The sequence below is a fragment of the Candidatus Villigracilis affinis genome, assembly GCF_016705895.1.
Lineage (GTDB): Bacteria > Chloroflexota > Anaerolineae > Anaerolineales > Villigracilaceae > Villigracilis > Villigracilis affinis.
Genome location: NZ_JADJKT010000005.1, coordinates 49,930 through 74,452 on the forward strand (window position 1 = coordinate 49,930; position 24,523 = coordinate 74,452).

Annotated in this window: 23 protein-coding genes; 2 read left to right on the forward strand and 21 right to left on the reverse strand. The window is 51.9% G+C overall.

The window, feature by feature from the left end:
- Window positions 1–5: 5 nt before the first annotated feature.
- The 15 genes from IPI86_RS02875 to IPI86_RS02945 form a co-directional block, all read right to left on the reverse strand.
- On the reverse strand, window positions 6–725 hold the full coding sequence (locus IPI86_RS02875) for a glycerophosphodiester phosphodiesterase (protein WP_345296478.1): 720 nt from the start codon (window positions 723–725) through the stop codon (window positions 6–8).
- A gap of 3 nt (window positions 726–728) precedes the next feature.
- On the reverse strand, window positions 729–1,199 hold the full coding sequence (locus IPI86_RS02880) for an HIT family protein (RefSeq protein ID WP_345296479.1): 471 nt from the start codon (window positions 1,197–1,199) through the stop codon (window positions 729–731).
- Window positions 1,200–1,610: 411 nt separating this feature from the next.
- Entirely contained in the window at window positions 1,611–2,522 is a 912-nt protein-coding gene (locus IPI86_RS02885) for an SDR family oxidoreductase (protein WP_345296480.1), read from the reverse strand.
- Window positions 2,523–2,593: 71 nt separating this feature from the next.
- On the reverse strand, window positions 2,594–3,604 hold the full coding sequence (gene pseB / locus IPI86_RS02890) for a UDP-N-acetylglucosamine 4,6-dehydratase (inverting) (protein ID WP_345296481.1): 1,011 nt from the start codon (window positions 3,602–3,604) through the stop codon (window positions 2,594–2,596).
- A gap of 91 nt (window positions 3,605–3,695) precedes the next feature.
- Window positions 3,696–4,496 carry a methyltransferase domain-containing protein gene (locus tag IPI86_RS02895; RefSeq protein ID WP_345296482.1) on the reverse strand — a complete coding sequence of 267 codons (801 nt, stop codon included), beginning with the start codon at window positions 4,494–4,496 and terminating at the stop codon, window positions 3,696–3,698.
- Between the two features lies 1 nt (window position 4,497).
- Window positions 4,498–4,815 (reverse strand): hypothetical protein, encoded by a 318-nt coding sequence (locus IPI86_RS02900; protein WP_345296483.1) that lies wholly within the window; start codon window positions 4,813–4,815, stop codon window positions 4,498–4,500.
- Window positions 4,743–5,318 carry a hypothetical protein gene (locus tag IPI86_RS02905; protein WP_345296484.1) on the reverse strand — a complete coding sequence of 192 codons (576 nt, stop codon included), beginning with the start codon at window positions 5,316–5,318 and terminating at the stop codon, window positions 4,743–4,745. The genes IPI86_RS02900 and IPI86_RS02905 overlap by 73 nt, the downstream gene beginning before the upstream one ends.
- A gap of 62 nt (window positions 5,319–5,380) precedes the next feature.
- Entirely contained in the window at window positions 5,381–6,661 is a 1,281-nt protein-coding gene (locus IPI86_RS02910; protein ID WP_345296485.1) for a hypothetical protein, read from the reverse strand.
- Window positions 6,643–7,020 carry a hypothetical protein gene (locus tag IPI86_RS02915; protein ID WP_345296486.1) on the reverse strand — a complete coding sequence of 126 codons (378 nt, stop codon included), beginning with the start codon at window positions 7,018–7,020 and terminating at the stop codon, window positions 6,643–6,645. The genes IPI86_RS02910 and IPI86_RS02915 overlap by 19 nt, the downstream gene beginning before the upstream one ends.
- 57 nt (window positions 7,021–7,077) lie before the next feature.
- Window positions 7,078–8,103 (reverse strand): Wzt carbohydrate-binding domain-containing protein, encoded by a 1,026-nt coding sequence (locus IPI86_RS02920; RefSeq protein ID WP_345296487.1) that lies wholly within the window; start codon window positions 8,101–8,103, stop codon window positions 7,078–7,080.
- Window positions 8,100–8,369 (reverse strand): ATP-binding cassette domain-containing protein, encoded by a 270-nt coding sequence (locus IPI86_RS02925; RefSeq protein WP_345296488.1) that lies wholly within the window; start codon window positions 8,367–8,369, stop codon window positions 8,100–8,102. Before IPI86_RS02925 ends, IPI86_RS02920 begins: the two co-directional genes overlap by 4 nt.
- On the reverse strand, window positions 8,369–9,214 hold the full coding sequence (locus tag IPI86_RS02930) for an ABC transporter permease (protein ID WP_345296489.1): 846 nt from the start codon (window positions 9,212–9,214) through the stop codon (window positions 8,369–8,371). Before IPI86_RS02930 ends, IPI86_RS02925 begins: the two co-directional genes overlap by 1 nt.
- 70 nt (window positions 9,215–9,284) lie before the next feature.
- On the reverse strand, window positions 9,285–10,256 hold the full coding sequence (locus IPI86_RS02935; RefSeq protein ID WP_345296490.1) for a GDP-L-fucose synthase: 972 nt from the start codon (window positions 10,254–10,256) through the stop codon (window positions 9,285–9,287).
- A gap of 12 nt (window positions 10,257–10,268) precedes the next feature.
- The gene (locus IPI86_RS02940; RefSeq protein WP_345296491.1) at window positions 10,269–11,279 is read right to left on the reverse strand and encodes an NAD(P)-dependent oxidoreductase; all 1,011 of its coding nucleotides are present in this window, start codon (window positions 11,277–11,279) and stop codon (window positions 10,269–10,271) included.
- Window positions 11,276–11,752, reverse strand: a complete 477-nt coding sequence (locus tag IPI86_RS02945; protein ID WP_345296492.1) for a winged helix-turn-helix domain-containing protein — start codon at window positions 11,750–11,752, stop codon at window positions 11,276–11,278. Before IPI86_RS02945 ends, IPI86_RS02940 begins: the two co-directional genes overlap by 4 nt.
- Window positions 11,753–11,875: 123 nt before the next feature.
- Here IPI86_RS02945 and IPI86_RS02950 point away from each other — a divergent pair, with 123 nt between their 5' ends.
- Window positions 11,876–13,309, forward strand: a complete 1,434-nt coding sequence (locus tag IPI86_RS02950) for a glycosyltransferase (RefSeq protein WP_345296493.1) — start codon at window positions 11,876–11,878, stop codon at window positions 13,307–13,309.
- A gap of 30 nt (window positions 13,310–13,339) precedes the next feature.
- Here the strand turns inward: IPI86_RS02950 and IPI86_RS02955 are convergent, their stop codons facing one another.
- Window positions 13,340–15,871, reverse strand: a complete 2,532-nt coding sequence (locus tag IPI86_RS02955; protein ID WP_345296494.1) for a glycosyltransferase family 39 protein — start codon at window positions 15,869–15,871, stop codon at window positions 13,340–13,342.
- Window positions 15,872–16,025: 154 nt separating this feature from the next.
- On the opposite strand from IPI86_RS02955, the gene IPI86_RS02960 reads away from it, so the two are divergent.
- A complete protein-coding gene (locus IPI86_RS02960; RefSeq protein ID WP_345296495.1) occupies window positions 16,026–16,667 on the forward strand; it encodes a class I SAM-dependent methyltransferase in 642 nt (213 codons plus the stop codon).
- 45 nt (window positions 16,668–16,712) lie between these two features.
- Here IPI86_RS02960 and IPI86_RS02965 read toward each other — a convergent pair whose 3' ends face one another.
- From IPI86_RS02965 to asnB, 5 genes are read right to left on the reverse strand one after another with little or no spacing between them, the layout of a single operon-like run.
- Complete coding sequence (locus tag IPI86_RS02965; protein WP_345296496.1) at window positions 16,713–18,356, reverse strand: phospholipid carrier-dependent glycosyltransferase; 1,644 nt, start codon at window positions 18,354–18,356, stop codon at window positions 16,713–16,715.
- A gap of 43 nt (window positions 18,357–18,399) precedes the next feature.
- Entirely contained in the window at window positions 18,400–19,224 is an 825-nt protein-coding gene (locus IPI86_RS02970) for a class I SAM-dependent methyltransferase (protein ID WP_345296497.1), read from the reverse strand.
- An 8-nt stretch (window positions 19,225–19,232) separates the two neighbouring features.
- Window positions 19,233–21,578: a hypothetical protein gene (locus IPI86_RS02975; protein WP_345296498.1), complete on the reverse strand. Its 2,346-nt coding sequence runs from the start codon at window positions 21,576–21,578 to the stop codon at window positions 19,233–19,235.
- Window positions 21,579–21,615: 37 nt separating this feature from the next.
- Window positions 21,616–22,608 carry a lysylphosphatidylglycerol synthase transmembrane domain-containing protein gene (locus tag IPI86_RS02980; RefSeq protein WP_345296499.1) on the reverse strand — a complete coding sequence of 331 codons (993 nt, stop codon included), beginning with the start codon at window positions 22,606–22,608 and terminating at the stop codon, window positions 21,616–21,618.
- Window position 22,609: 1 nt separating this feature from the next.
- Entirely contained in the window at window positions 22,610–24,487 is a 1,878-nt protein-coding gene (gene asnB / locus IPI86_RS02985; RefSeq protein ID WP_345296500.1) for an asparagine synthase (glutamine-hydrolyzing), read from the reverse strand.
- Between the last annotated feature and the right edge of the window lie 36 nt (window positions 24,488–24,523).

The following is a 24,523-nucleotide window of genomic DNA, read 5'->3' on the forward strand; positions in this document are numbered from 1 at the left end:
TGAATTTACTGATGACCCAAAATTTTCCTGGCTTCCACAGGGTTGCCGCATGAAAGCATGTCAATATCAACCTGTTGAAACAATTCGCTGTGTTGATCCCAATATTCTATTAGGGCCACGGCAGCGCCCATCGAATGGATCTGCTCAATATCCACCGGGCGAAGCATCCCATAAGAGACGCTGACGCTATCGGCGTTGATCTTTCGAAGATATGCGGCGTAATCCACAATTCTTCCTGTAAGCAGCGCGCGAACTGTTAATTCGGGATGCGCAAGTTTTGTTTGAAGCAATTCCTGATGGTCAAAATATAACAACAGCACATTGTCTTTTGTATTTGTCCTTTCGAGCAAGCGGACGACTTCTTTTGTTAAACTTCCCTCGGGCCTAAAAAAGGTTTTGACATCCAGAGATAACTTTGCATCAGTCTCCCGCGCCCAAACGAGGACATCCTCAAGCAGCGGAAAAGGCTCTCCATCAATTTTGACATTCTTCAATTCGCGCCACGGCAATTGAGCGCACCAGCGCCCGTCAGGCAGTTGGTAATTATGGCGCAAAAATGGAACGCCATCGCTGCTCATTTGAACATCCACTTCGAGCAGGTCCGCGCCCATTTCATGTCCCATTTTGATCGCGGGCCAGGAATTTTCGGGCACATCCGCTTCGATCCCACGGTGGGATTCGATGAGGGTTCGTCCAGTTTTGGATTTGAGAAGTTCAAGAGCCATGGGTTATTTTTCAGACCTTGCAAACCAATTTCTTAACTTCTGCGCATATCTGGCGCGTTCATCCACTTCAAACAGGATCTTTTGAGCGTTGTGAAGGTCATCATTGTGATAACGCGGGATCACATGCAGATGATAATGCCAGATGTTCTGGTCGCCTGCGGGTTCATTGTGTTGACGAAGCATGATCCCATCGCAGTGATATTCCGCTTTCATAGCCAGTGCGATCTCTCTGGCGAGCGCGTGGATCTTCGGTGAAATATCCAATGGCAGGTCGTAAATATTTTCGAAGTGCTCATTGGGAATGACAAGCACATGACCTTGATTTTTGGGGTACTTTCTCGTCGCTATGAAAGCCGTTACGTCAGCTGTCTGAAAAACAATATCTGTTTGTTTTAACTGATTTTGAGGGTCTTCCCTGCCCTGAACCAGTGAACAAAATGGACAAACATACTTCGGAGGCATATGGTTATGCATAGTGTTTCCTTAATTTGGAAAGGTGCGTCACACCTTACTTGTCTTCACCAGCGGCTTCTCTCATTAAACAAGGGAGTTCCGCTCGTTTGGCGCGGCACACTCTGTCAGGCGCTGATTATGCCTTTTGAGGTGGACCAAGTTTCGGGAAGGGCGAAGCGGGATACGGGTTGAGTCATGTTTGGATGGCAGGGTCAAAAATACGGGTGGAAAATGCTTTTTGTGGAAAACTTCCATGAAACAGTGGGTTTTCTGTGGATATATCCTGTGGATAACTATGTGGATTCTGTGGATAACTTTCGAGAAAAGCCTCGTTTTTGAGGTGAATTAGCGGGTTTTCTGTGGAAAACTGGCCGTTTTCGGGGGGAGACCTGTGGATAAGTTAGGGAAAACGGCGGAAAACCTGCGCAAAACCTATTGATAACTATGGATTTTCTGTGGGTAACCTTGCTGATATTGTGTGTAAAACTCGTTCAGTCCTGTGGAGAACTCGGGTAAAACCTGGCCCAAATCTGTGGATATCTTGTTGATAGACAGGCATAAGTTGTTGGAACGGCGGGCGTTGAGGCTGGAGGTATTGATAGATTTCGGGGAGATCTCGCCGTCGCGCAGGCCGAATTTGCGGGCGATCTCAACTCCAAACTGGTACTTGCTCATGGCTTGCGGACCAACAAGATGATACAGGCCGCTCAGTCCCTTTTGGAGCATTTTGACGAGGGTGCGGGCGGTGTCGTTGACGAGCATGGGACAGAATTTGACATCGGTAAAACCGCTCATGCTTTTGTTGTGGGTGAGGTTGTGGAAGAAGAATTCGGCGAGGCTGCGGCGGCCCGTGAGGCTCCAGCCATAAAAGTTGACGCGGGTGATGATGGCGTTGGGATCTTCGGCAAAGACGGCACGTTCGCCTTCGAGTTTGGTTTTGGAATACAGGCTCAGCGGATTGGGCTCGTCCTCTTCCTTGTAGAAGGCGATCGAGGTTCCGTCGAAGACGGCATCGGTGGAGATATGGACGAAGGCGATGCCGTGTGATTTGCAGGCTTTTGCAAGTTGCGCGGGCATATCGGTGTTCAGGCGTCGGGCAAGTTCGGGATTGTTTTCGCACTCTTCGAGGTTGGCGAGCGCGGCGCAATTGATGACCCAATCGGGGCGGGCGGTTTCGATGACTGAATCCACTGCACCGGGGGCAAGCAGGTCAGCTTTCAAGATCGGAAATGGAGCATGAACCAGTTTGCCACGGTCTACGCCTGTGATTTCGTGCGCATGCATGGTTTCCTGCGCGAGATTGATTCCGAGTAATCCGCTTGCACCGGTGATGAGGATTTTCATGTTTCAGATTCCAGGTTTCAGGCATCAGGTTTCAAAAACATGTTATCTGAAACTTGATGCCTGCCATTTTGTTATCCTTCGAGTTTGCCTTGAAGGAATAACTCTTCGAAAGGCGCGATATATTTCTTGATACCTTCAATATCAAGCCACTCCATGTTGTTGTCGCTTGAATAGTAATAACCTTCCTTTAATTCACTGCCCTTGTCCTTCCATGAGTAGCCGAACCAGGTGGCTTCGGCAGGTTGGACGACGAACATCCGCTCGAGCTCGATGGTGTGGCGGGCTTCATCTTCAGAGATGAGCATCTCATGCAGCTTCTCGCCGGGGCGAATACCGATGATATTGATCTCAGCATCGGGGGCGATGGCGCGCGCAAGGTCCACGACCTTTGTGCTGGGGATCTTCGGGACGAACACTTCACCGCCTTCCATCTGTTCGATGCAATCAATGACGAATCGCACACCCTGATCGAGCGACAGCCAGAAGCGGGTCATGCGGTCATCTGTGATGGTGATCTTGCCGCCGCTGCGCTGCTTGAGGAATAACGGAACGACCGAGCCGCGCGAACCGACGACGTTCCCGTATCGGACGCACGAAAATCTGGTTGCTGAACCCCCGGCATAGGCGTTGCTTTGAATCGTCAGTTTTTCGGCGGCCAACTTGGTGGCCCCATATAGATTCGCCGGGCTGACCGCCTTGTCGGTGCTGACCGTCAACACTTTTTTGACGCCCGCATCCAACGCGGCTTCGACCACATTGGCCGTGCCCATGATGTTGGTCTTGATGGCTTCCATCGGGTTGTACTCGCAGGCAGGCACCTGCTTGAGCGCCGCCGCATGGACGACGATATCCACCCCATGCATGGCGCGGACGAGTCTCTCGCGGTCACGCACATCGCCAATGAAATAACGCAGGCGCGGGTCGTTGAATCCACCCACCTGCATTTCGTGCTGCTTCAACTCGTCGCGGCTGAAGATGATGACCTTCTTCGGCTGTTTTTCTTCCAGCAGTATCTTTGTGAACTTCTTGCCGAACGAGCCTGTTCCACCGGTAACGAGCACAACTTGATTTTTCCAATCCATGATTTCTCCTTGATATCGGTAGGGCGGGTTTTCAACCCGTCAATATTTATGTTTTCCAGTTACATGTCAGGCTGGAAGCCTGACCTACATATCACTTCAAGACTTTGAACAAGCCAGAGTCTTTCGAAATAAATATCTCGCCGTCTTTTTTCAGCACAGCGGAGAGTTCTTTTTCAAGCGTTTCAAATTCAGGCGCGGAAATATCCTCGGCGGAAATGGAGGAGCGGATGTAATTCATCAATGGTTCAATCTCTGTGACGCGCAGGTTATCTACATATTGTGATTTTTCCACGTTCGGAAAAACCTCTTGCAATTGGGCAAGTCCGCTTTCGAGGGTGAACGGATTGGTAAACATATCGGGGCGCGGATTCTTGTTCACGCGCCGCAGCCAGCCGTACATTTCCTTCATGTGATTCGCACCGACCGTGGTGGCAATCAAACAGCCGCCATTCTTGAGCACGCGCTTGATCTCGGTCAAGGCCTTTTTACGGTCAGGGACATGATAAAGCATGTGGTTGGCGATGACCGTATCGAAGGTTCCATCGGCATAAGGAATGGACTGCGCGTCGATTCCTTCGAACTTGAAACTGCGTCCCGTAACGACCAGATTCCGCCAGGCTGAATCAAGCATCCCGTCGGAAAGATCGGTGAGGGTAATGGTCCAGTTCGCGGGAATTCGGTCCGCGTTTTCCTGCCAAAGGTAGGCCGGGCCGCATCCCAATTCCAAAATATTTGCATCCGCCGGGAGTTGAAGAAGTTGATCGAACACCCAGCTGTGCCAACCCTGCGGATTCGTGCTGAACTTTTGATGGATCGCGATTCGCGCATCGAGGTTCTTGGAATCCTTGTACTGGTCTTTGGTGAGATATTGTTGGTCGGTAAATCTTTGCATTTTATTTCTTTACAACGATCAAAGGATACTGCCCGTTCTCAGCGAAGAATTTCGGGAAGACACCTTCGAGCCAGAATACAAATTTCAAAAACGCGCGCCCGCCAAAGGGACGGACGAAGTTGCGCAGGATGCGGGTGCTGAGTCCGCGCCAGGGTTTGAGTTCGATGGTCATCTTCGAGCCGATCTCGCGCTTGAGCCAGGCGGGGGACATTTTTTCAACGAAGGTTCCCGCGGGGGCATCCTCGCTCAACCATTCCTTTTTCTTCTTCGCATCGCGCCCTGTGACTTTGCGCAGCAGACCGATGAACGGTTCTGCCATGCGGCTGATGAGCGGGTCACTCCACCCGTTGACGATGGCGGCGGTGCGACCAGGCGCAAGCACACGATGGATCTCGGCATACGCGCGCGGATGTTCAGGCAAAGCAAGGTGATGGATGGCATGCATCGAGACCGCGCCATCGAAGGCGTCTTTTTGAAGGGCAGGTTGGCAAGGTCACCAACCACGAACAAGCCGTGATCGCCGATGCGGGTGCGCGCTTCACGCAGGGCTTGAATGGAGATATCGAGGCAGACGCGCTTTTCGTAGCCCGCTGAATAGGTCTTGTACTCTTCATATTGGACAGGACCAGAGCCCGCGTCCAGCATGAACCGCCCCGTGGGAATCAATCCATTCATCACGCGCAGGCGTGTCTTGTGGATGTATTCGCGCGAGACGGGGCGCAGGTCTTCATAACGGGCATTCTGATAATTGCCGTCATCTTCCTGCATCCAGCCGATCTCGTCGTAGAACTCGCGTACTTTTTGTTTGGTTTCGTTTGTCATTCTATTTTTATTTGTGTCACCGCGAAGGGTCTTTCTTTGTGACCCTTTGTGCCTGCGTGACATTAATAATTCTTCCAGGTAAACGGCTCACCCACCAGAAAGTCAAAGGTGTCCTTGAACTGCGCCTTGCCTTCTTCGCTCAACACACTTTCGAGTGGATGCTCGGCAAGGTCGTCCCAGAAGTTCATCAAACGCCAGGGGAAGGGACGCGGGTACTCGAAGAAAAATCGGTAGGCATAATTCCACGCGAACTCGATCTGCTTTTCGGTCATTTGATGAGCGGGGATGTCGCTCAAAACTTTTTCAAGGGTGGCGTAGTATTCTTCCCATGTATTGGGGTCAATGGTGATTCCGCGTCCGCGGTAGTGGGTCCGCCCGCAAGAGATGACGGGGCGTCCGTTCATCGTGGTTTCAAGCCCGACCGTGGTGGTGTACGCCAGCCCGACATCTGCGATCTCGATCAGGTCATAGGTGTTGACCTTGTCCAACGCGCCGATGACATGGATGTGGCTGGGAAGTTCTGGCAAAGCTTCTTTCACAACCGTCCCCATCGACTTGGCTTGCGGCACCAGTTTTTCGCCAGGATGCACACGGATGACCAACTGCACATCCGTCCGCCTGGCAAAATATTGAACGGTCTTCGTGATCCACTCGGTCATTGAAGCGGCAAAGATATCGCGTCCCAGCGTGAGGCTGTCACCAAGCACATTCGCGGCAAGCATCACCACAGGGCGGTCATCAAGGTTCAGCATCTTGCGAGTCTCTGCCGCCCCTTGCGAAGAGACATACTGCCAGAGGCGTTTTGATTTACCCCACACACGAGCGCCGCGGCGGGCATTTTCAAGGTCTGCCACACGCTCGAACATTTCATCGGTCATTGGCTGTGAACAGCGCGCATCAACGAGATAATCCGTTTCCTGCTGCATGATGGAGGAATTTTGCGCCAGCCAGATCTGTTCGCGCTGATCGTTGAATTCGTAGGTGACCGCATCAATGCCGAGGTGGCGCGCCACACGGAAGACAATTCCCATTTCGAGGATCAAGCCGTTCGGGATCAAAACCACATCGGGCTTTTCCGTCTGCATGAATTGAAGCGCGGCTTTGGCGGCAAAGGTGTTGCGTTCGATGCGCAGGTCATACAAGGCTTTGTCCCCTGCATCGTTCATATCCACTTCTTCGCGCATCAGGGTGTATTGCACATCCCAAAGAGAAACCTCTTTGATATCCGCCAATATCTTTTCTGGCAGATCATCATGCCGAACCGCACGCAGAGTCCCGTGCGTGGCAAGAGATGACGATTGCATATCCAGCATCGAAACGTGCTTCACCAACGGCGAGAACATGCAAGCGCATCATAAGTATGAAGCACACGCTGACGTTGGGTAAATTTATCCTTTTGCTTATGCCATTCGGAATAAGGCAGGGTCAACAACGTCACATCGTGCCCCATGCCAGCGAGCACCAAGCCAAGATATGCAGATTGCTCGATCCAATAATGGAGCGTGGCAAAGAACAAAACTTTTTTTCCTGGCATCGCGCTTTCCGCAAATGGTTTCACAACTTCAACTGCTGCTGGCAGTGATTTTTGTAAACGATCCAAATTGAAATGATCTTTGCGTGGACGATTCTTTGACCGAAGCATCCAGTCAATTTCGGCAGTGAAGGGCAGGTCGCCCAAAAGTTCTCGGAGGTTTTTATTCATGGGGGTAATGGGTAAACGATAACTGGCAATTACGAATCACCAATTACTAATTACCTTCTATCCAATCTTTTCGATTTTCCACGCAAGTCTTGGCCGCACAGGTCCCACACGCGGCTCTGCCCATTGTGTACCAGGTGCGCCAGAGATATCAACATTGAAAGCCAACGCATTCTCGTCCATGAAGTAACGGCGCACACCGAAAGAGCTCGCATTCACGCCAACGGTGTAACGACTTTCGTTAAACATATCCGCAGGGAATTCCGCACGGCTGATGTAGTGGCCCGCAGTGCGAGTGTCAAAATTTTCGTAGAGTGCGGGGCTGTCAGTATCAAACGATGTAAAAACGTACTCGCCGCGCATGGTGCCGACGTAAAGTCCAACACGCAGGCCTGTGACGGGGGAACTGAGCTTGTATTCAAACTCAACGGTGACAGGTTCCGTGGAGCGGACTGTATCCACGATCTTCCCGCCTCTTTCTTTAATCTTCAAGCTGATCGGCGCAAAAGGAGCACTCGCCGCTGGAACCTCATCTGCCTCCCAAGTGCGCTCGCCTGCCTGCGATTGCCCCGATGACAAATAATAGTCCACGGCTTCCTGAGTCGGTCCGCGCATGATGAGCTGACCTTTGTTCAAGACAATCGCTTCCTGCGTAAGCCGCAAAATCGCGGACATATTGTGACTGACAAACAAAACCGTACGTCCCTGCTGGGCAACGTCACCCATCTTGCCGAGACATTTCTTCTGGAATTCGGCATCACCCACCGCGAGCACTTCATCCACGACCAAAATTTCAGGTTCAAGGTGCGCAGCCACCGCAAACGCAAGGCGCAAATACATGCCCGACGAATAGCGTTTGACAGGGGTGTCAATGTATTGCGTGACTTCGGAGAAATCCACGATCTCATCGAATTTAGCGTCAATTTCAGAGCGGCGCATCCCGAGGATGGCGCCATTCATGTAGATGTTCTCGCGCCCCGTCAACTCAGGGTGAAAACCCGTCCCAACTTCGAGCAGCGAGCCAACCCGTCCGCGCACAGATACGGTACCCGTGGTCGGCTCCGTGACTCGGGAGAGTATCTTCAACAGCGTGGACTTTTGCCCGCGCCGTTGCGTCCCACAATGCCAAGCACTTTGCCTTCCTCAAGGTCGAAGGAGACATCCTTCAACGCCCAGACATAATTCTGGTTCAAGCGACGGTCTGACCTGCCGATCATCGCCTTTGCCAGACGAATGGGCGCAGAGACCGTATCCACGATCACATCACGGAGCATGTTGTAGCGGAACTTCGTCTCCGCCGCGCCGATCTTATATTGCTTGCCAATGTTCTTTACGCTGATTGCTGTTGTCATTAGATCGTATCCGCAAAAGTCTTTTCCATGCTTCTAAAATAGAAAAGGCCAGAAACAAAAATCAATATCGAAATACCCGTTGAAACCCAAAGCGTAATATCAGGGCCATTGCCAATGCCGAGCAATGACCAGCGAAACCCGTTGACCACACCCGCCATTGGGTTCAGAAAGTATAAGACCTGCCATTTCGCAGAGATCACAGTGGCGGAATATGCCACGGGGGTGGCAAACAGCCAAAACTGAGTCAGAAACGGGAGGGCTTGGTTTACGTCACGATATTGCACATTGATCGCTGAAAGCCAAAGGGCAACACCAAGCGCGGTCACGATCGCAAGCAAAAGAAAAAGCGGAAGCGTCCAAAGCAAATTCCACGCAGGGGTGACTTGATAGTAAAACATCAAGGCCACCAGAATAACGAAGGCAATCGCAAAGTCAACCAACCCTGAAAAGACTGCCGACATGGGCAGAATCAGGCGCGGAAAGTAGATCTTCGTCACCATGTTATTATGCGCTACAAGTGAACGGCTGCCTTGGTTAAGCGCAGTGACGAACAATCCCCACGGCAGCAAAGCTGTGAATGAAAAAACAGGATAGGGGATTCCTTCTGTGGGAAGCTTGGCCACCTTGTCGAACAAAAAGGTAAAGACCAGCATGGTCATCAACGGCTGAATGACAGCCCAGGCCATTCCTAAAAGGGTTTGCTTATATTTCACCTTCACATCGCGCCAGACCATGAAGAAGATCAATTCACGGTAGATCCACAGGTCACGCAGATTCAGCGCCGCAAGACCTTTGGATGGCTTAATGTAAATGGTGTGAGGTTCGTGTTTGGTAAGTTCGGTCATAAGGTTTAAGGTTGAAAGTTGAAAGTTGAAGGTCGGTTTTACTTTTAACCTTCAACTTGTCACCCGCAACTTATTTAATTTTGTCTCGGTTCGCCTTGAACCATTCAATGGTGCGGCGCATACCTTCTTCGAAGGAAACTTGCGCACTCCAACCAAAAAGTTCTTTTGCACGGGAAACGTCCAGTCCGCGGCGGGGCTGACCGTTGGGTTTGTCTGTCTGCCAGACGATATTGCCCTGAAAGTCTGTGAGCTTGGCAACCATCTCCGTCAGGTCTTTGATGGAGATCTCGTAACCAGAGCCGAGGTTGACGGGCAGGTCGCCGTTGTATTTTTCAGCGGCAGTGACAATGCCATCGGCGGCATCTTCGACGTAGAGGAATTCGCGGGTGGGAGAACCATCTCCCCAAGCAAGCAATTCCCTTTCGCCGCGTTCACCTGCTTCAACCGCCTTGCGAATGAGGGCGGGAATCACATGCGAGGTCGCGAGGTTGAAATTATCGCGCGGACCATACAGATTCACCGGCAAAAGGAAAATGGCGTTGAAACCGTATTGCTGGCGATATGCCTGAGCCTGCACGAGCATCATCTTCTTGGCGAGACCGTAAGGCGCGTTGGTCTCTTCGGGGTAGCCGATCCACAAGTCATCTTCTTTGAACGGGACAGGTGTGAACTTGGGGTATGCACAAACCGTACCGATGGCAACGAATTTGCCGATGCCGTTCTTGTACGCCTGATGCATCAGTTCCACGCCCATCATCAGGTTATCGTAGAAAAAGTCGGCGGGGTGTTCGCGGTTCGCGCCGATACCGCCCACGTTGGCGGCGAGATGGATGACGACCACGTTCTTCGGGTCAACGCCAGCAAGCGTATCGGCATACAGGCGTTTGATATCGTTGGGGTCAACAAGGTTGTAATTCTCAATGCGCGGAATGAAAATATCGGTCGCGCCGCGCTGCTTCAGCTTTTCAATGACGAACGAGCCCAAAAAGCCCGCTCCGCCAGTGACGATCACTTTTTTGTTTTGCCAAAAATTCTCTGCCATGTTTATCTCCATTTATTGAACAATGAATTGAGCATTGCGATAACGGTCATCTGTCGGGTTGCGGATCAGCCCAGATTTCAGCGCGAACAGCACTTCGCGCACGCCGTCGTCCACATCCAAAGTCGTTTCGAAGCCGAGCACATTTCTGATCTTCTCGAACGATACGGTGATATCGCGCATATCGCCGCCGAAGGTCAGGTCTTTGTATTCGACCACGGTTTCGGGCATGCGTTTCAAAACGAGGCGCACAATATCATCCTTGGAGTAATTGCCATTATCGGTTCCCAAATTGAAAACCTGTCCGCGCACCTTTGCCTTTTCGGCTTCGAGGCCCATGATCACGCCGCGCACCACATCGCGGATGTGAACGAACGAGCGCGAATATCCGCGCTGATAGATGATGAGGAAGCGTTTTGTAAATGCATCGAGCACGAATTGATTGACGATCAAATCAAAACGCGTGCGCGGAGAAATTCCATACAGTGTGGCAAAGCGGAACAACAACGGCGCAATGGCTGCATCTTTTTGTGCGAGTAAAAATTCCTCTGCGGCGATCTTGGTCTCGGCATACAGCGATTGCGGATTTAGCGGGGTCTCTTCGTTGACTGGCTTTCCATCGGGACTCAGCCCATAGTTGCTGTACGTGGACGCGAACACGAATCGTTCCACGCCCAAATCTGCTGACTGCTCGAAGACCATTTTCGTGGCCTCGACATTGTACTTCCACGCCACCTGCTTCCCCACCGCCTGACAGGCTGGAAAACCGACGATGCCCGCGAGGTGAATGACCGAATCGGGTTTCTGCCAGTCTTTTTTGATCGCATCCTTGACGGCGCGCTTTTCAGTCACATCGGTTTTGACAAAGTGAAAGTTGGGATGATTCAAAAACGGGACAATGCTTTCGCCGCCGAACAGTAGACTGTCCAAGATGCTGACTCTGTAATTTTGGCGCAGCAGTTCCGAGGTCAGGATGGAACCGATATATCCCGCGCCCCCCGTGATCAACACATGACGGTCGGTCATTCCAATCCCTCCAATCTAATTTTGTATCCATCCAAAACGAGCGAGGGCGCCGACTTGTCGTTGACAACGGAAATGCCCTGTTCGAGACAGGTGAGCTTGCAAATATCGGCCACGTCACCCGAGCCAACGATGCGCACGCGGTCGTAGCCCGCATGGCGCAGTTTTGCCACGTGATCTTTCACGCGCTGACGGGTGCGGCGGTACACGGAAAAAGACTGCTCGACATAATTCACCGCGAGGCGGGCGCGCAGGGCGAGGCCTTCGGGGGTGATGATGTAGCGCAGTTTCTTGCGCTCGGCGCGCGAAACCTTGACGGCGCCTTTGGCGATGAGCCGCTTTAAATGCCAATTGACCGTGCCCACCGCCACGCCCAACTGTGTGGCAAGCGTGGACTGGTTGACATCGGGATCGCTCTCGATCTGTTCGAGCAGGGTTAATTCACGGAGTTCTTCGTTTGTTGATTCAACACTCATGATTTATAATTCCAAAATTCAGTGACTGAATTATAACTCAGAATCATATGTCCCGCATGTTTCAATACACTGCAATTAATTGTTCAAACTCAAAATAAAGACTCACAGGACAATCACCCCGCCATGAAAACAACTCCACTTTTCGATGAAGCAGGCATGGAATACCAGAAAACCCGCATCGCCCACTGGGACAAGGTCGCGAAGAAACGCGATCATTGGGCAGGGCTCGGGCGCTGGTATCACCGCCGCTTGATCCAGATCTACAAATACCTTGTCAACCCCAACCAGCGCATCCTTGAAATTGGATGCGGCGCGGGCAGTCTCATCGCGCACCTGCAACCCTCGCACGGCGTCGGCGTGGATTTCTCACCCGAGATGATCGCGCGCGCCAAAGCCCGCCATCCCGAAATCGAATATCACCAACTCGACGCGCACGATCTTTCCAGCCTCGAAGGCACCTTCGATGTGATCATTTTTTCAGACTCGGTCAACGACCTGTGGGATGTGCAGCGCGCGCTTGAACAGGTGAAAAAATTCTGCACGCCGCACACGCGCCTGCTTCTCAATTTTTACAGCCATGTCTGGCAGCTTCCGCTGACGATTGCGCAAAGCCTCAACCTCGCTGCGCCCATGCTCAACCAAAACTGGCTCACTCCCGAAGACGTGGACAACATGCTGCGCCTCGCAGGCTTCGAGAGCATCCGTCCCATGCGCGAGGTGCTTTGGCCCCTGCCCCTCGGCGGCCTCGCGGATCGTTACCTCGTCAAGCTCTGGCCGTTCCGCGATTTTGCGCTGTCCAATTTTGTGATCGCGCGTCCCGCAGCAACGCCTGCGAAGAATCCGAGTGTTTCCGTGATCGTCGCCGCGCGCAACGAAGCGGGCAACATCAAAAATATTTTCGAGCGCCTGCCCAAGATGGGATCAAAGACCGAACTGATCTTCGTCGAAGGACATTCGCGCGATAACACCTTCCAAACGATTCAGGATGAAATTCCGCTTCACCCTTTAACCCCGAGCATGGTCTTTCAACAAACGGGCATTGGCAAAGCCGACGCAGTACGACTCGGCTTCGAGAAAGCCACTGGCGACATCCTCATGATCCTCGACGCAGATCTCACCGTCCCACCCGAAGACCTGCCGCGATTCTATGAAGCCATCGCATCGGGCAAGGGCGAATTTATCAATGGGGTTCGCTTGGTGTATCCGATGGAAAAAGAAGCCATGCGCACGCTGAACTTCATCGGCAACAAGTTATTCAGCATGGCATTCTCGTGGCTGCTGGGACAGCCGATCAAAGACACGTTATGCGGCACAAAAGTGATGTGGCGCGAAGATTACGAAAAGATCGCCGCCAACCGTTCCTATTTTGGCGATTTCGATCCCTTCGGCGATTTTGACCTGATCTTCGGCGCGGCAAAATTAAACCGCAAAATTATCGATCTCCCCATCCGCTACCGCGACCGCACCTACGGCACCACCAACATCTCGCGCTGGAAGCACGGCATTCTGCTTTTTAGAATGGTGGCCTTTGCGGCGAGACGAATTAAGTTTGTGTAAACAGAGAGTGCGTCGCACCCCGACAATGCGTTACTTACAAACAGCATCCGAAACATAAAACCTTTGAGAATCTCCCTGTTCAACCAAAACGAACCAGGGAGATTCGTTTTTATCGAACCAGATGGTCACATCGGATGCGTTGGGGAAAAATTCAGGGGATTGGCTCATGGGGAAGATCACGCGGTGATTTCTCTGACCAAGCAGATCAAACACCAGCCTGCCTTCGTCCACTTTTTTGTAGCCAGCGGAATCGGTGAAGGTTTCGCCGTCACCTGCTGCGTAGAAGCGTGGATACAACGCACGCCCGCGCACGATCTCCAACCCGTTGGATTCTGCCAGTTTTTGGCAGGCAGGTTCGAGGTCCGCTTGAGCGAGGCTTGAGAGGAGAGTCAGGTCAGCGGGCTGATTCTGCCCGAGGGTTGGGTATCTCTGCGGGAAAGACATCTCACTCAAAGGCAGGGATGCGCCCACGGCGAAAAACATCAAGCCTGCAAATACATATTGCGGCCATTTTTTGTTTTGGATAATTGGAGAACTTGAAACCGCATTCATCTCGTACCACTTGAGGATTTTGGCGCGTCCGTTTTCGAGGGCATAGAAAAAGATACTGAGCAATGCAAAGAGGCCGAGTAAATCATACATGGCAATGGACCAATCCATCGAAAGCATAAAGCGTTGACCGGAGAGCAGGGCGATGGAGGTCCACAGGTTGTAGGCGAGGTTGACCATGAGCGGCAGAAGGCCAAGCCAGCCGTTGCGCTGACAGGCGGTGGCGACGCCGAGCGAAAAAAGAAAAACATAGAACGCGAGCAAAAGCGATTGCGAGATATTGGGGCGGCCTTCCCATTGCTGCCAGAACGGCGTGGTTGGGGTGAGGAGTTCAGCAGGAGATGCGAGGTCGTTGCGGAGCGGGAAAAGCAAAATGTTGTTGATGCCGTGATTGATAAATGAACTTGCGATCGCTTTGAAAATGCCTTGCGAATTAACCGACATGGCATGATTCGCCATCGCCACCATGCGGTCGTTGTACTCGGAATTGGATTCGCCTGGCTTTTGCAGAATGTCCACATCTTCGCCGTTGAGGCGGTTGTAACGCAGGGCGAGGTTGGCGGTTTGCGAGGCGGGGTTATCGAAGATGATCTTGCCTGTCATCTGCCAGTTGCGCCACAGCCATGGAGCAACGATCAGCGCGATCACCGCCAGCATTGGAAGTGTGCCTTTGATAATGGAAAGAAGTTTTTTCGGCTGGAGAATGAACGCGAAGAAAAGCAAAACAGGCAACGCCACAACCACCTGCGTGCGATTCAACATGCCAATGCCCAATACGCCGCCAAGCAGAAAACCGAGATAGAGAGGAAAACCCGATTTGATCCAACGGATGCCGATGAGCAAAAACAAAATAAGGCAGATCGCGGTCGGGATTTCGGAGAGATACAGTTTTGAATAACTGATGTTGCCCGTGATGGGCGAAACCAGATTCGAGGTGAAATCGCGCAAGGCCGCAAGCAAAGCCAGCGAAATGCCGACAGGCCGCCCGAAAAATTCTTTACCGAACAGATACAACACAACGGGGAACGCAGCGAAGAACAAAGTTTGGAGCGCGATGACATTTTCGTAATTCTGCCCGACGACCGTGTGCATGAAAACCAGAAAGACGATGTAAAGCGGACGCTGGGGAATTTCGTTGGGGCCAAACCCGTTGCCGATCAAAACGGATTGGGCGAATTTGTCGTAGGTGTGCGCGTCAATGAATGGGTAGATTTCGTAATTCGGTTCGCGCGGTTCGAGGGCCGAGGCATTCGGCACGGTGGGTTGACTCAGCCACAAGCCAACCGTGGCGACCCAAACCGCAAGAGCGATCCACAGATCGAGGCGGGGAATTTTCAGCAGGCGGCCATCCACTTCGGCGAGGACTGTGCCGATGCAAAACAACACGGCAAGCAAAATCTGCCATTCGAGCAATGGCACGGCGGGAAGTCCGCGCGCCCAATCACCTTTGTAAATGGGAGCGATGCCCATGTCGGTTTTTGAAATATAGAGGACCACAACCCCGATCAAGCCCAGACCGATGAACAGTTTCGCCGAAATGGACTTAATCAACCCGACATATTCACTCCCCTCCCGAAAGACAAAAAACAAATTCAGCGCGGCGATTTCGAACGCGACAAAAGCCAGCAGATCCAAAAACGGCGACAGGCGTTCGGCATAGGCTCCGTAACGAAACTCTGGAGTTTGGGCAGCCAGCCCAAGCAGAAACATCAAACTGATGCGGATAAATAAAACCAGAACGGAGGTGATGAAAACAGCATCTCTTGTGGAGGATCTGTTGATTTTGACAAGAAGATCATTCAGCCAGCGGAGTTGTCGAAAAGCCGAGAAAGCCAGGAACACGGCAAAGATAATCCAGGCCAATAACAACCCGAGCATCCCCATGCGTTGAATGGACAATCCCTCCGAGGGCAGGGACAGAAATTGCCACAGGGCAACAACGCCGTGCAGGATCCACACGACGAAGAGGGCGATCCATTTTTTTTGAACAGACTGGTCTGATGAAACAGACATAAAGGCAATGCTCCACAAAAAGATTTCAAGAGGATTATATCAATAGAGATTGGCAGATCATTGGCGGTTGCGGTACGTCCTTCGACCACCATTTCAGACAGCTTATAATATTCGGGTAAAATCATGGGACTTAAAACAAAAAACAGGAAAAAGCATGCCCCCAAAACTAAAATTACTCCCCGCCTCACAATACAAAGGCGTCAATCAATACGACCCGATCAAATATTATTACTGGCCCGTCTTTGGAAAAATGTACCGCCAGCGCGTGGAATTGGCGCTGGGCGAATGCACAGGCGGCGAACGCGTGCTGGAAGTTGGCTTCGGCACGGGACTGGCCTTCCCCAACCTGCACGATATGTACAAGGAAATCCACGGCATTGACTTGACGGCGGATATCCACGCTGTTCAGTCTGTATTTGAGCCGACGGGGATTCCGCTGTTTCTGGAAAAAGGCGATGTGTTGAAGATGCCGTATCAGGATAATTTCTTCGACACGGTGCTGTTGGTCAGCATTTTGGAGCATCTCAAACCCGCCGAATTGAAACAGGCGTTTGTGGAAGTGAACCGCGTGCTGAAACCTGGCGGGCAGATGGTTTATGGAACGCCCGTTGAAAAACCGTTCATGGTGTTCATGTTCCGCCTGCTCGGGCACAATATCCGCGATGAACATTTCTCGACCGAGAAGGAAATCGAAGAAGCCGCACACAAGGCATTTTCGAAGGGACATGTCATCCACATGCAGAGCACGCCACCCATTGCCGGGTCGGTATATACGGTGGGGAATTTTGTGAAGTGATAAAAAAAACGACAGTCACCCTCTACTCGAAGGTGACTGTCGTTTTTAACGGACCCGTTCGTAGATGCGGACCTCGGGGTTGACCGCCGAAAGGGAGATATCTGGCAGCCAGGGCGGGAGGGTGTAGGTAAATTCCTTCATTAAGCGGAAGGTTTTTATTTCGCCAGCGACAAGGCGCTTGAAAAAATCACATTCCACGGGGTTGGTCACGCACACGGATTCGGTGTAGAGTCGCCCATAGGTAAGCGTATCAATAATCAGGTAGTCGGTTTCGCGGTCTATTAATCCCGCCTCGCCTTGATTGTATTCGTATCGTCCGCCTGTGGGGACGACATCGGTGGGATACTTCAAAAAGAAAACAGGATAGTTATAGGCTTTCGCAAATTGCTTTTTGTTCACGATGGGCGGATACAGAGTGTATTCGATGGTCTTGCCTTCGCCGGGCAGGTCCGCGACGAATTCGCTGGCAGGCATGCGCGCGTCGTTCATAAAAAGCAGGGCCGTGCTCGCCAGCCGCAGCATGGAATAGGTGATACCCACAACCAGCAAAATAGAAACAACCTGCGGAACATATTTCCAGTTTTTGGCTTTCGCAATTTCAACGATCTCTTTGATAAAAAGCGCGCCCATAATGGACAGGAACGGCACAAACGGAATGAAGTAGCGCGGGATGTAATTGATCGAGATCATGAACGGCAGGTCGAAAAGCAAAACCGTGGCGGCGAGGATCATGATCGCCTGCGCCTGCGTTTCATCCATTTGCAGTTTGCCGAGTTTCCATAGAATCAACTTGGCTGCAAACCAAATGAAACACAGAATAAAAATATAGTAGGCAAAGGTCCCCACTGCGTCTTCAAAGACAGGCCATTGACCGAACAACCCGATGGGCGTGCCTGAATTGAATCCATATTGCGGGTAACGCTGTAATGCGGGAATGACGCGCTTGAAATAATACGCCATCCACAACAGCGCCTTGGGCGTACCAAGGATGTACCCGCCAAAACTGAGCGCACCACCGATGAACAGCATTTCGAACGATTGCAGCCAGTTCTTGCGAACCTCGCTCCAATTCATAAAAACAAACACGAACAATGGCACAAGCAGCAAACTGCCGCCCGTAAATTTACTCGAAGCCGCCAGCCCCACCGAAAAGAATGAACCGTACAACCACAGCCGCGCTTTTGTAAATTGATACTTGATCACGAAATAAACGCAAAGAACGGAAAACAACTGCAAATACAGGTCATTGTGTGCGAAACGCCCATTGGCCGCCGCCACACCGCTGGAAACATACAGCAGGCCAGCCAGCGCGGAGGTCAACACATCCATGCCGATGGTACGCGCCATGAAATAGACAAGTACACCAGCCACCGCGCCCAACAAAGCAGAAAACACGCGCGCCGAAATATAAAAATCGGAAGGCGTGCCTCCCATGCCATACACGATCTTGCCGATGCCAAACATCACGTATTTTGGAAGCGACGGATAATTAAAATCGGGTTCGGTCTCGTCGAAGATGATCTCGCCGCGCAGGGCGCTATCCACACGCCAGATCATTTCATCGGGATTCCAAAGCGCAGGCACGCCCCAATTCACGCCTGGGACGGAAGCCGCGAGAAAAAGTAAAAAGATAAAGACGGGAATAAGTTTTTCGTTTCGAATGATGAAACTGGCAAATCGTTGTTGCATTATAAATATCTCCAACTCAGTAAAGCAGTAGCCGTTGAAACCATCACTGCTTTTTCACTTCAGCAATGACTTGAATCAAGCCTACCGAATCAACAGTTTCATCGCCAGTGAGAAATTCAGGGCGGATGCGTGAACGGGCGGCGCGAAATTCGCTCTCAAGGCGTTCCAAAATCCTGATTTCTACCTTTTGAAAATACGTATCGAACACATCCCGATAATTATTCAAGCGAAACCGATTCAAATTACTCGTCGGGTTGAGGAAATTCCGCCACACACTCTCGGAAAAAGTAAGCATCTCGAAGGGATATTTGAAAAAATGATCGCGCAGGTCCACGAAATGCAGGTGGAATCCGTTGGGCGCGGTCAATTTTGCCAGGGCCTGTGTGATGCCTTTGACGTCATCTAAATGTTCGTACACCGATGTACTCAAAACGACATCCACTTCCGCGACCTGCTTCTGAATGGACTCTTCACGAATATCCCCGTGCAGCATGGTGATATATTCTGCACGCGGCCTTACGTTGTCATTTTCAGCCACGAGATATTCCGTGTATTCAGGGAGCAATTCCAAATTACGTTCCCTGTCAAGCAGCACGAAATGATCGCACAGCACCACATGCGCCGCGCCGCGCCGCAGCAATTCCACGCCTACTGCAAAACGGCCGCCATATCCAAAGACGAGCACCCGCTTCCCGATCAAGGATTTTCCGCTGGCGGATATTCCAGCCATGTATTGTTCAACCGCCGCAAATGGGTCACTTGATTCCAATCCAGGGCGGATGATCCAGCGGCGTTTCAACAAAAAGCGCGCCACCGACTCAGGCATGAAATGACGCAAGACGCGTGGAAGCAAATAAGATAGATTCAAAAGACCACCTATTTCAAATATTTTTCACAGCCGACGGGGTTTTCACGCGGCACGAGCAGTTCGATACCCACGGTTTTATCGGTGTGAATTTGTTCATAAAAGCATAACGTCGGCGCGGAAACCCACCTGACCCACAGATCATTTTCCTCAGAAAACACGCCGCCCTCTTCCTTCAACCCCACTTTGAGCGGCTCGGTCACGATCAACGCAAAACGATTGTCCGCAAGGTCTTGATAATACGGGCGGAAATATGTTTCATTCGAAGCCAGCGCCTGATCCATCATGTATTTCTTTTCAAACTCGGGCACAAAGGGAATCGCCTTCACATAACCGAAGGTCAACAACTGGCGCTGGTCCATAAACAACACTTCGCCAAGTTCGGAATAATTTCCAACCGCATCATTGATAACCTTCAAAGCCTTGTCGGTATCCTCGCGTGTGGGTAGGTCGAGCCAGGCATGCGATCCAGCAGATGGATGAAATGGCGTGAATGGATAGATTGGAAGAATGGCAAGCAGGCATAGCATCGTCAATGCGGATGAAGACCAACGCCTCACATCCTGACCCTCAACCTGCCCGGTCAACCCAAGCATGGTCACCACGATGAGAGTGCCGATGTACATGTCGAGGTTGTGCAAGTCACCGCCGCCGCCGATCTTGGTGCTGATGACTAAGCCGATGGTAAAGAAACCGATCAACGCGCCCCACACAGCCAGCAATTGAAATCCATCTAATTTCCACTGGCGGGTGGACATTTTGTAAGCCAACAGCACCAACAGCGGACCCGTCGTCAGCAGGATCAACAACACGATGCCCGGACCAAGCGTCAGATTAGGCAGGAGGCGATACCAAAGCAAAGGCTGTTGCGCGGTAGTGTTCTCTCCCGTTGTGTATCCAAGAAAATTTCCAATGTTCAGCAAAAATCCAGGGACAGCACCGAGCACGGCCATCAAAATTGTTGGAAGCAAACGCTTGAACCAGTTGCCTTCGCGTTTCGGATAAAACAAAAGCAGATCGGTCAGCGCGCCCCACGCGCCGGGTGCGAAGACCCAGGTCCAGCGGCTGATGCCAGCGTAGAGGCTGGCAGCTACAAGCGAAGCGCCGCGCACATACGGCGACGGGTGGAAAATGAACAAGGCCACGATGACCGTCATGATCATGAATGGCGGATGCAAAGGCGCAAGCAAAATAAAGAAAGCCGTGACCCAAAGAAAAACCATCTGCCGCAAAAAGGATGGGGATAGTTTTTTAGTCAACGCCCAAGCCAGCACAAAAGAGGGGATAGTGAGCAAGGCGACATTCCACAAACGATGCGCCCAGATGGGAAGTCCCTGCCAAAGGTAGAGCACTCCCCACAGGCCGTAGCGCCCGGGTGTGTTGTATGGGTCGGGAATACGGCCCGTGTAGTTGTATAAATCCTGTCCGAAGACGAGCGAGTAATCGTACAAACGATTGCCTTCAGACCAGTACAGGCCGAAGGGATCGTCCACAACGAGCAGGAGTGAGCGCGTAATGGCAGAGACAAGCACCAGCCAGCCAGCAGCAACGCCGAATGACTCGGACGAAATGAGTCGGCTCGAATCTTTGCAAAGCAGATACGCGGCGAACCATAAAGCGATCAACACCACCATGAAGCGGATGTTGAAATATAAAATGAATTCCTTCGGGCCAGTGGAGTAGCGATAGACAAACGGAGCCAGTAAAAACAAAGCCGCCAAAATCAAACGGACAGGTTCGAGACGAGAGCGAAGCTCGATCAATTTTGCAAGCAGGGTCTTTCCTACTGATTCATACAAGACAGCGAGCAATGCAAATTGAAAAGCAAACCCCACTGCAATGGATCCCCGTGTGAGAAGCGGCGCGGGGAAATACTGGCGCACTTCCTGCACAATGCGTGGATAAAGGAAGATGCTGAATGCCAGTGCGAGGTCACTCCAGCCGAAGGGCTGATCCTGCTCGGGGACGAAGCACCAGGCCAACAGTCGGGCGAGAGCCGCGGCGACGATGAATTGAGTCCACGGCATGGTGAGAGTCATCTGCCACGGGGAGAAGAGATAAATCCAGGTAACGAATCCGATTGCGACAAAAGCAACCAACCAGCGAAGTTTCTTCATTTTTTGAGCAAATGCACGAAGCGAGGTTGGATTCCACAAGCTCAAAAAGAGGACGGTGATTCCTGCAATGGCAAAAAGAATGTAAACAACGATTGCAGCCACGCCAAGCGGCGTGAGCAATTTATTCCAAATTTGATCGAGAGTCCACAGGGCTTTGATTTCAAGGAAAGCAAAAACGATACTTGAAACTAAGCCTATGGTAAATAATTGAATGATATTTTTTGGGGAGGCAGTTTGCATAAAGCGGATTGAGAAGCGGACAAACGGATGGGGATGTCTATTGTTTTTGCGCGGAACGGCTAAAAAACAAAGTATGCACGGGCAAGTATAACAGCACCGCAAGGTTTGTCAGATAGAAAAGCAGGCGTGTGCCGATCAGCACTGCGGCTAGTTTGGTCTGAGGGAAGTTAAAAATACTATAGAGATATAGCGATGTCGTTTCGTTGACGCCCAAGCCGCCGAAGACTTGAATGGGCAGATACGAGATCAACTGCATGAAGATATTGACGAAAACAACTTGTAAAAACTGAACATCGAAAGAAAAGGTTTGCAGGCTGGCGTACAGCCACAGCATGGTGACGGCCATGTAGATCAGCGAGAACGCAATGCCCGTGCCGACCATGCGAAAGACAAATCCATGCTCCTGCTCGGCAAGAGTGGAGAGCAAATCCATCAACTTGTTGACAAAACCCAGCCGCGACAGTTTTAGTTTTTCCACAAACCAAGCCAGAATGGAAACAAATTTTTGGCGCAAGAAAACTGCTGCAAAAAAGCCAAGGATCGCAGCGCCAATGAAAGATAGAGAAAGAAGTATCAGGCTATGAAATGAATCCACCAGCGGCCAGACGAGCAAACTGGAAACCAGCATGAACAGCCAGATCGAGATCAGGTCACCGACTTTGGCGAGGAGAAATGCCAGCGCGGCGCGGCTGACTTTGACTCCCTGCTCGACGCGAAACAAAGCAAGATACGACGCAATGCCCGCGCTCGTAGCAATGAAATTTGAAATGGCGTTTTGCACCACAACGATATTCAACACCTGCGGATAATCCACGCGGCGGCCGATGAGGAAATAATATTGCAGGGCTTTGAGTAAAGTCAGGGAAAAATACAGAACGATCACCGCCGCAAGCCACGGCAAAGAGATCCGTTCACGCAGGGCGTAGAGTTGAGTCAGATCGGTTTTGGATAAAACAAACCAGACCAGGATCAACGCGAGGATGATCTTGGCGATGTTCCAGAACGGGATTTTTTTTGGGGATTCGGTCATGCTACAACGAGTTCGCCCACACCGCCAGCATGGACAACGCATACAGCCGCTTGCCGTGATCGACACGGGCGGATTTGTGTTCGTCGATGAGTTTCGCCAATACACCTGCATCAAACCACTGATGCAATGAACTGCCCTGCCCCAATAACATCTGCTTCGACCAATCATACAGCGGTCCACGGAACCAGGCGCTGACGGGGATTCCGAATCCCTGTTTGCCGCGGCCTTTAATGGCATCTGGCAACTCTTTGGCAAATGCCTTCTTAAGCAGATATTTTCCGCTTCTTCCTTTGACCTTGAGATGGTCGGGCAAACGGGCAGACCACTCCACGATTTCATGATCGAGGAAAGGCGAGCGTCCTTCGAGGGAGGCTGCCATCGTCATGCGGTCTGCTTTGACGAGGAGATCACCAGGGAGGTAGGTATGCAGGTCGGTGTAGAGAGTCTTGTCGAGGTAGGAGCCTTGAGCGGAGTCAAATTGCTTTGCCAGTAAATTTTGGGCGTTGGCAGAATCGAATCGGAATTCAGGTTTCCACAAGGCAGAGCGTTGACGCGGCGAGAAGTACGATCCCCAGCGCAGGATGCTGGCGCGGCGGTCAATTTCGGGAATCTGTTCGAGGCGCTTGATGCCGTTGATGAGACTCTGCCCCACGGGGCGGTCGGAATTATCGGGGAGAAAATTTGCAATGGACGGGATCAGGCTGCGGGTTAAGAAACGAGGCGCGCGGGCGTAGGCGTTGGCAAATCCATCCAGCCAGTAGCGTTGATAGCCCGCGAAGTCCTCATCGCCGCCATCCCCATTTAACGCAACAGTGACATGCTCGCGAGTCATCACGGAGAGGTGATAGAGCGGAATGGCGGAGGCATCGGCAAACGGCTCGCCGAAGTGATAGGCGATCTTTTCAAGCGTGGCGGGGATGTCGCCGTAGGTCAGCGTGAATTCGTGATGGTCGGTGGAGTATTTTTGCGCGACGGCGCGGGCGTAGGGAAGCTCGGTGAAATTCTGTTCCTCGAAACCTGCCGAATACGTTTTGACAGGTCCGCTGGCAAACTCGGACATGAGCGCGACGATGATGCTCGAGTCGATGCCGCCGCTGAGATGCGCCCCAAGCGGACGTTCACTGAGCAGGCGCATCTTGACCGCGTCACGCAGGCGGGCGCGCAGTTCTTCGATGAGTTCATCTTCGCTGGCGGTATGTTTGGGAAGATAGTTGTAGTCCCAATATTTTTGAATGCGTGCCGCGCCGTTTTCCCAAACGAGGGTGTGCGCGGGTGGAAGTTTGTAAATGCCCTGATACGCCGTGTGCGGATCGGGAATGTATTGCAGGCTGAGGTACAGGTCAATGGCTTCGAGGTTAATCTCGGGCTTGTGCGGAAGCGCGGCGAGAATGGCGCTGAGTTCGGAGCCGAAATAAATGGTGCCGTTTTGAATGGTGTAATACATCGGTTTCTTGCCGAGGCGGTCACGACCGAGCAAAAGTTTTTTGCGTTTGTCATCCCACAACGCAAACGCGAACATGCCGCGCAGACGTTTGATGCAGTCATCGCCTTCGTCTTCGTAAAAGTGGACGATGCATTCGGTGTCGGTTTTGGTCGCGAGGCGATGTCCGCGCCGTTCGAGTTCGGCGCGCATTTCAGGGTAGTTGTAGCACTCGCCGTTGAAAACGATCCACACGGATTCATCTTCGTTGGCAATCGGCTGGTCGCCGCCGCTGACGTCGATGATGGCGAGTCGGCGCATGGCGAGACCCACGCCCGCGTCGGTGTGAAAGCCGTCGCTGTCGGGTCCGCGATGCGCGATGGCGGAGTTCATTTTTTCGAGCAGGGAGCGCTCAGGTTTTTGATTGGTTGAGTGGGAGAGTCCGCAGATGCCGCACATGGTTTAAGGTTCCAGGTTTAAGGTTGAAGGTTGAAA

Bases quoted from the DNA above. Each gene is read 5' to 3' on its own strand.
- IPI86_RS02875 (WP_345296478.1), bottom strand. From the start codon at position 725: ATGGCTCTTGAACTTCTCAAATCCAAAACTGGACGAACCCTCATCGAA.
- IPI86_RS02880 (WP_345296479.1), bottom strand. From the start codon at position 1,199: ATGCATAACCATATGCCTCCGAAGTATGTTTGTCCATTTTGTTCACTG.
- IPI86_RS02885 (WP_345296480.1), bottom strand. From the start codon at position 2,522: ATGAAAATCCTCATCACCGGTGCAAGCGGATTACTCGGAATCAATCTC.
- pseB (WP_345296481.1), bottom strand. From the start codon at position 3,604: ATGGATTGGAAAAATCAAGTTGTGCTCGTTACCGGTGGAACAGGCTCG.
- IPI86_RS02895 (WP_345296482.1), bottom strand. From the start codon at position 4,496: ATGCAAAGATTTACCGACCAACAATATCTCACCAAAGACCAGTACAAG.
- IPI86_RS02900 (WP_345296483.1), bottom strand. From the start codon at position 4,815: ATGGCAGAACCGTTCATCGGTCTGCTGCGCAAAGTCACAGGGCGCGAT.
- IPI86_RS02905 (WP_345296484.1), bottom strand. From the start codon at position 5,318: ATGACAAACGAAACCAAACAAAAAGTACGCGAGTTCTACGACGAGATC.
- IPI86_RS02910 (WP_345296485.1), bottom strand. From the start codon at position 6,661: ATGTTCTCGCCGTTGGTGAAGCACGTTTCGATGCTGGATATGCAATCG.
- IPI86_RS02915 (WP_345296486.1), bottom strand. From the start codon at position 7,020: ATGAATAAAAACCTCCGAGAACTTTTGGGCGACCTGCCCTTCACTGCC.
- IPI86_RS02925 (WP_345296488.1), bottom strand. From the start codon at position 8,369: ATGACAACAGCAATCAGCGTAAAGAACATTGGCAAGCAATATAAGATC.
- IPI86_RS02930 (WP_345296489.1), bottom strand. From the start codon at position 9,214: ATGACCGAACTTACCAAACACGAACCTCACACCATTTACATTAAGCCA.
- IPI86_RS02935 (WP_345296490.1), bottom strand. From the start codon at position 10,256: ATGGCAGAGAATTTTTGGCAAAACAAAAAAGTGATCGTCACTGGCGGA.
- IPI86_RS02940 (WP_345296491.1), bottom strand. From the start codon at position 11,279: ATGACCGACCGTCATGTGTTGATCACGGGGGGCGCGGGATATATCGGT.
- IPI86_RS02945 (WP_345296492.1), bottom strand. From the start codon at position 11,752: ATGAGTGTTGAATCAACAAACGAAGAACTCCGTGAATTAACCCTGCTC.
- IPI86_RS02950 (WP_345296493.1), top strand. From the start codon at position 11,876: ATGAAAACAACTCCACTTTTCGATGAAGCAGGCATGGAATACCAGAAA.
- IPI86_RS02955 (WP_345296494.1), bottom strand. From the start codon at position 15,871: ATGTCTGTTTCATCAGACCAGTCTGTTCAAAAAAAATGGATCGCCCTC.
- IPI86_RS02960 (WP_345296495.1), top strand. From the start codon at position 16,026: ATGCCCCCAAAACTAAAATTACTCCCCGCCTCACAATACAAAGGCGTC.
- IPI86_RS02965 (WP_345296496.1), bottom strand. From the start codon at position 18,356: ATGCAACAACGATTTGCCAGTTTCATCATTCGAAACGAAAAACTTATT.
- IPI86_RS02975 (WP_345296498.1), bottom strand. From the start codon at position 21,578: ATGCAAACTGCCTCCCCAAAAAATATCATTCAATTATTTACCATAGGC.
- IPI86_RS02980 (WP_345296499.1), bottom strand. From the start codon at position 22,608: ATGACCGAATCCCCAAAAAAAATCCCGTTCTGGAACATCGCCAAGATC.
- asnB (WP_345296500.1), bottom strand. From the start codon at position 24,487: ATGTGCGGCATCTGCGGACTCTCCCACTCAACCAATCAAAAACCTGAG.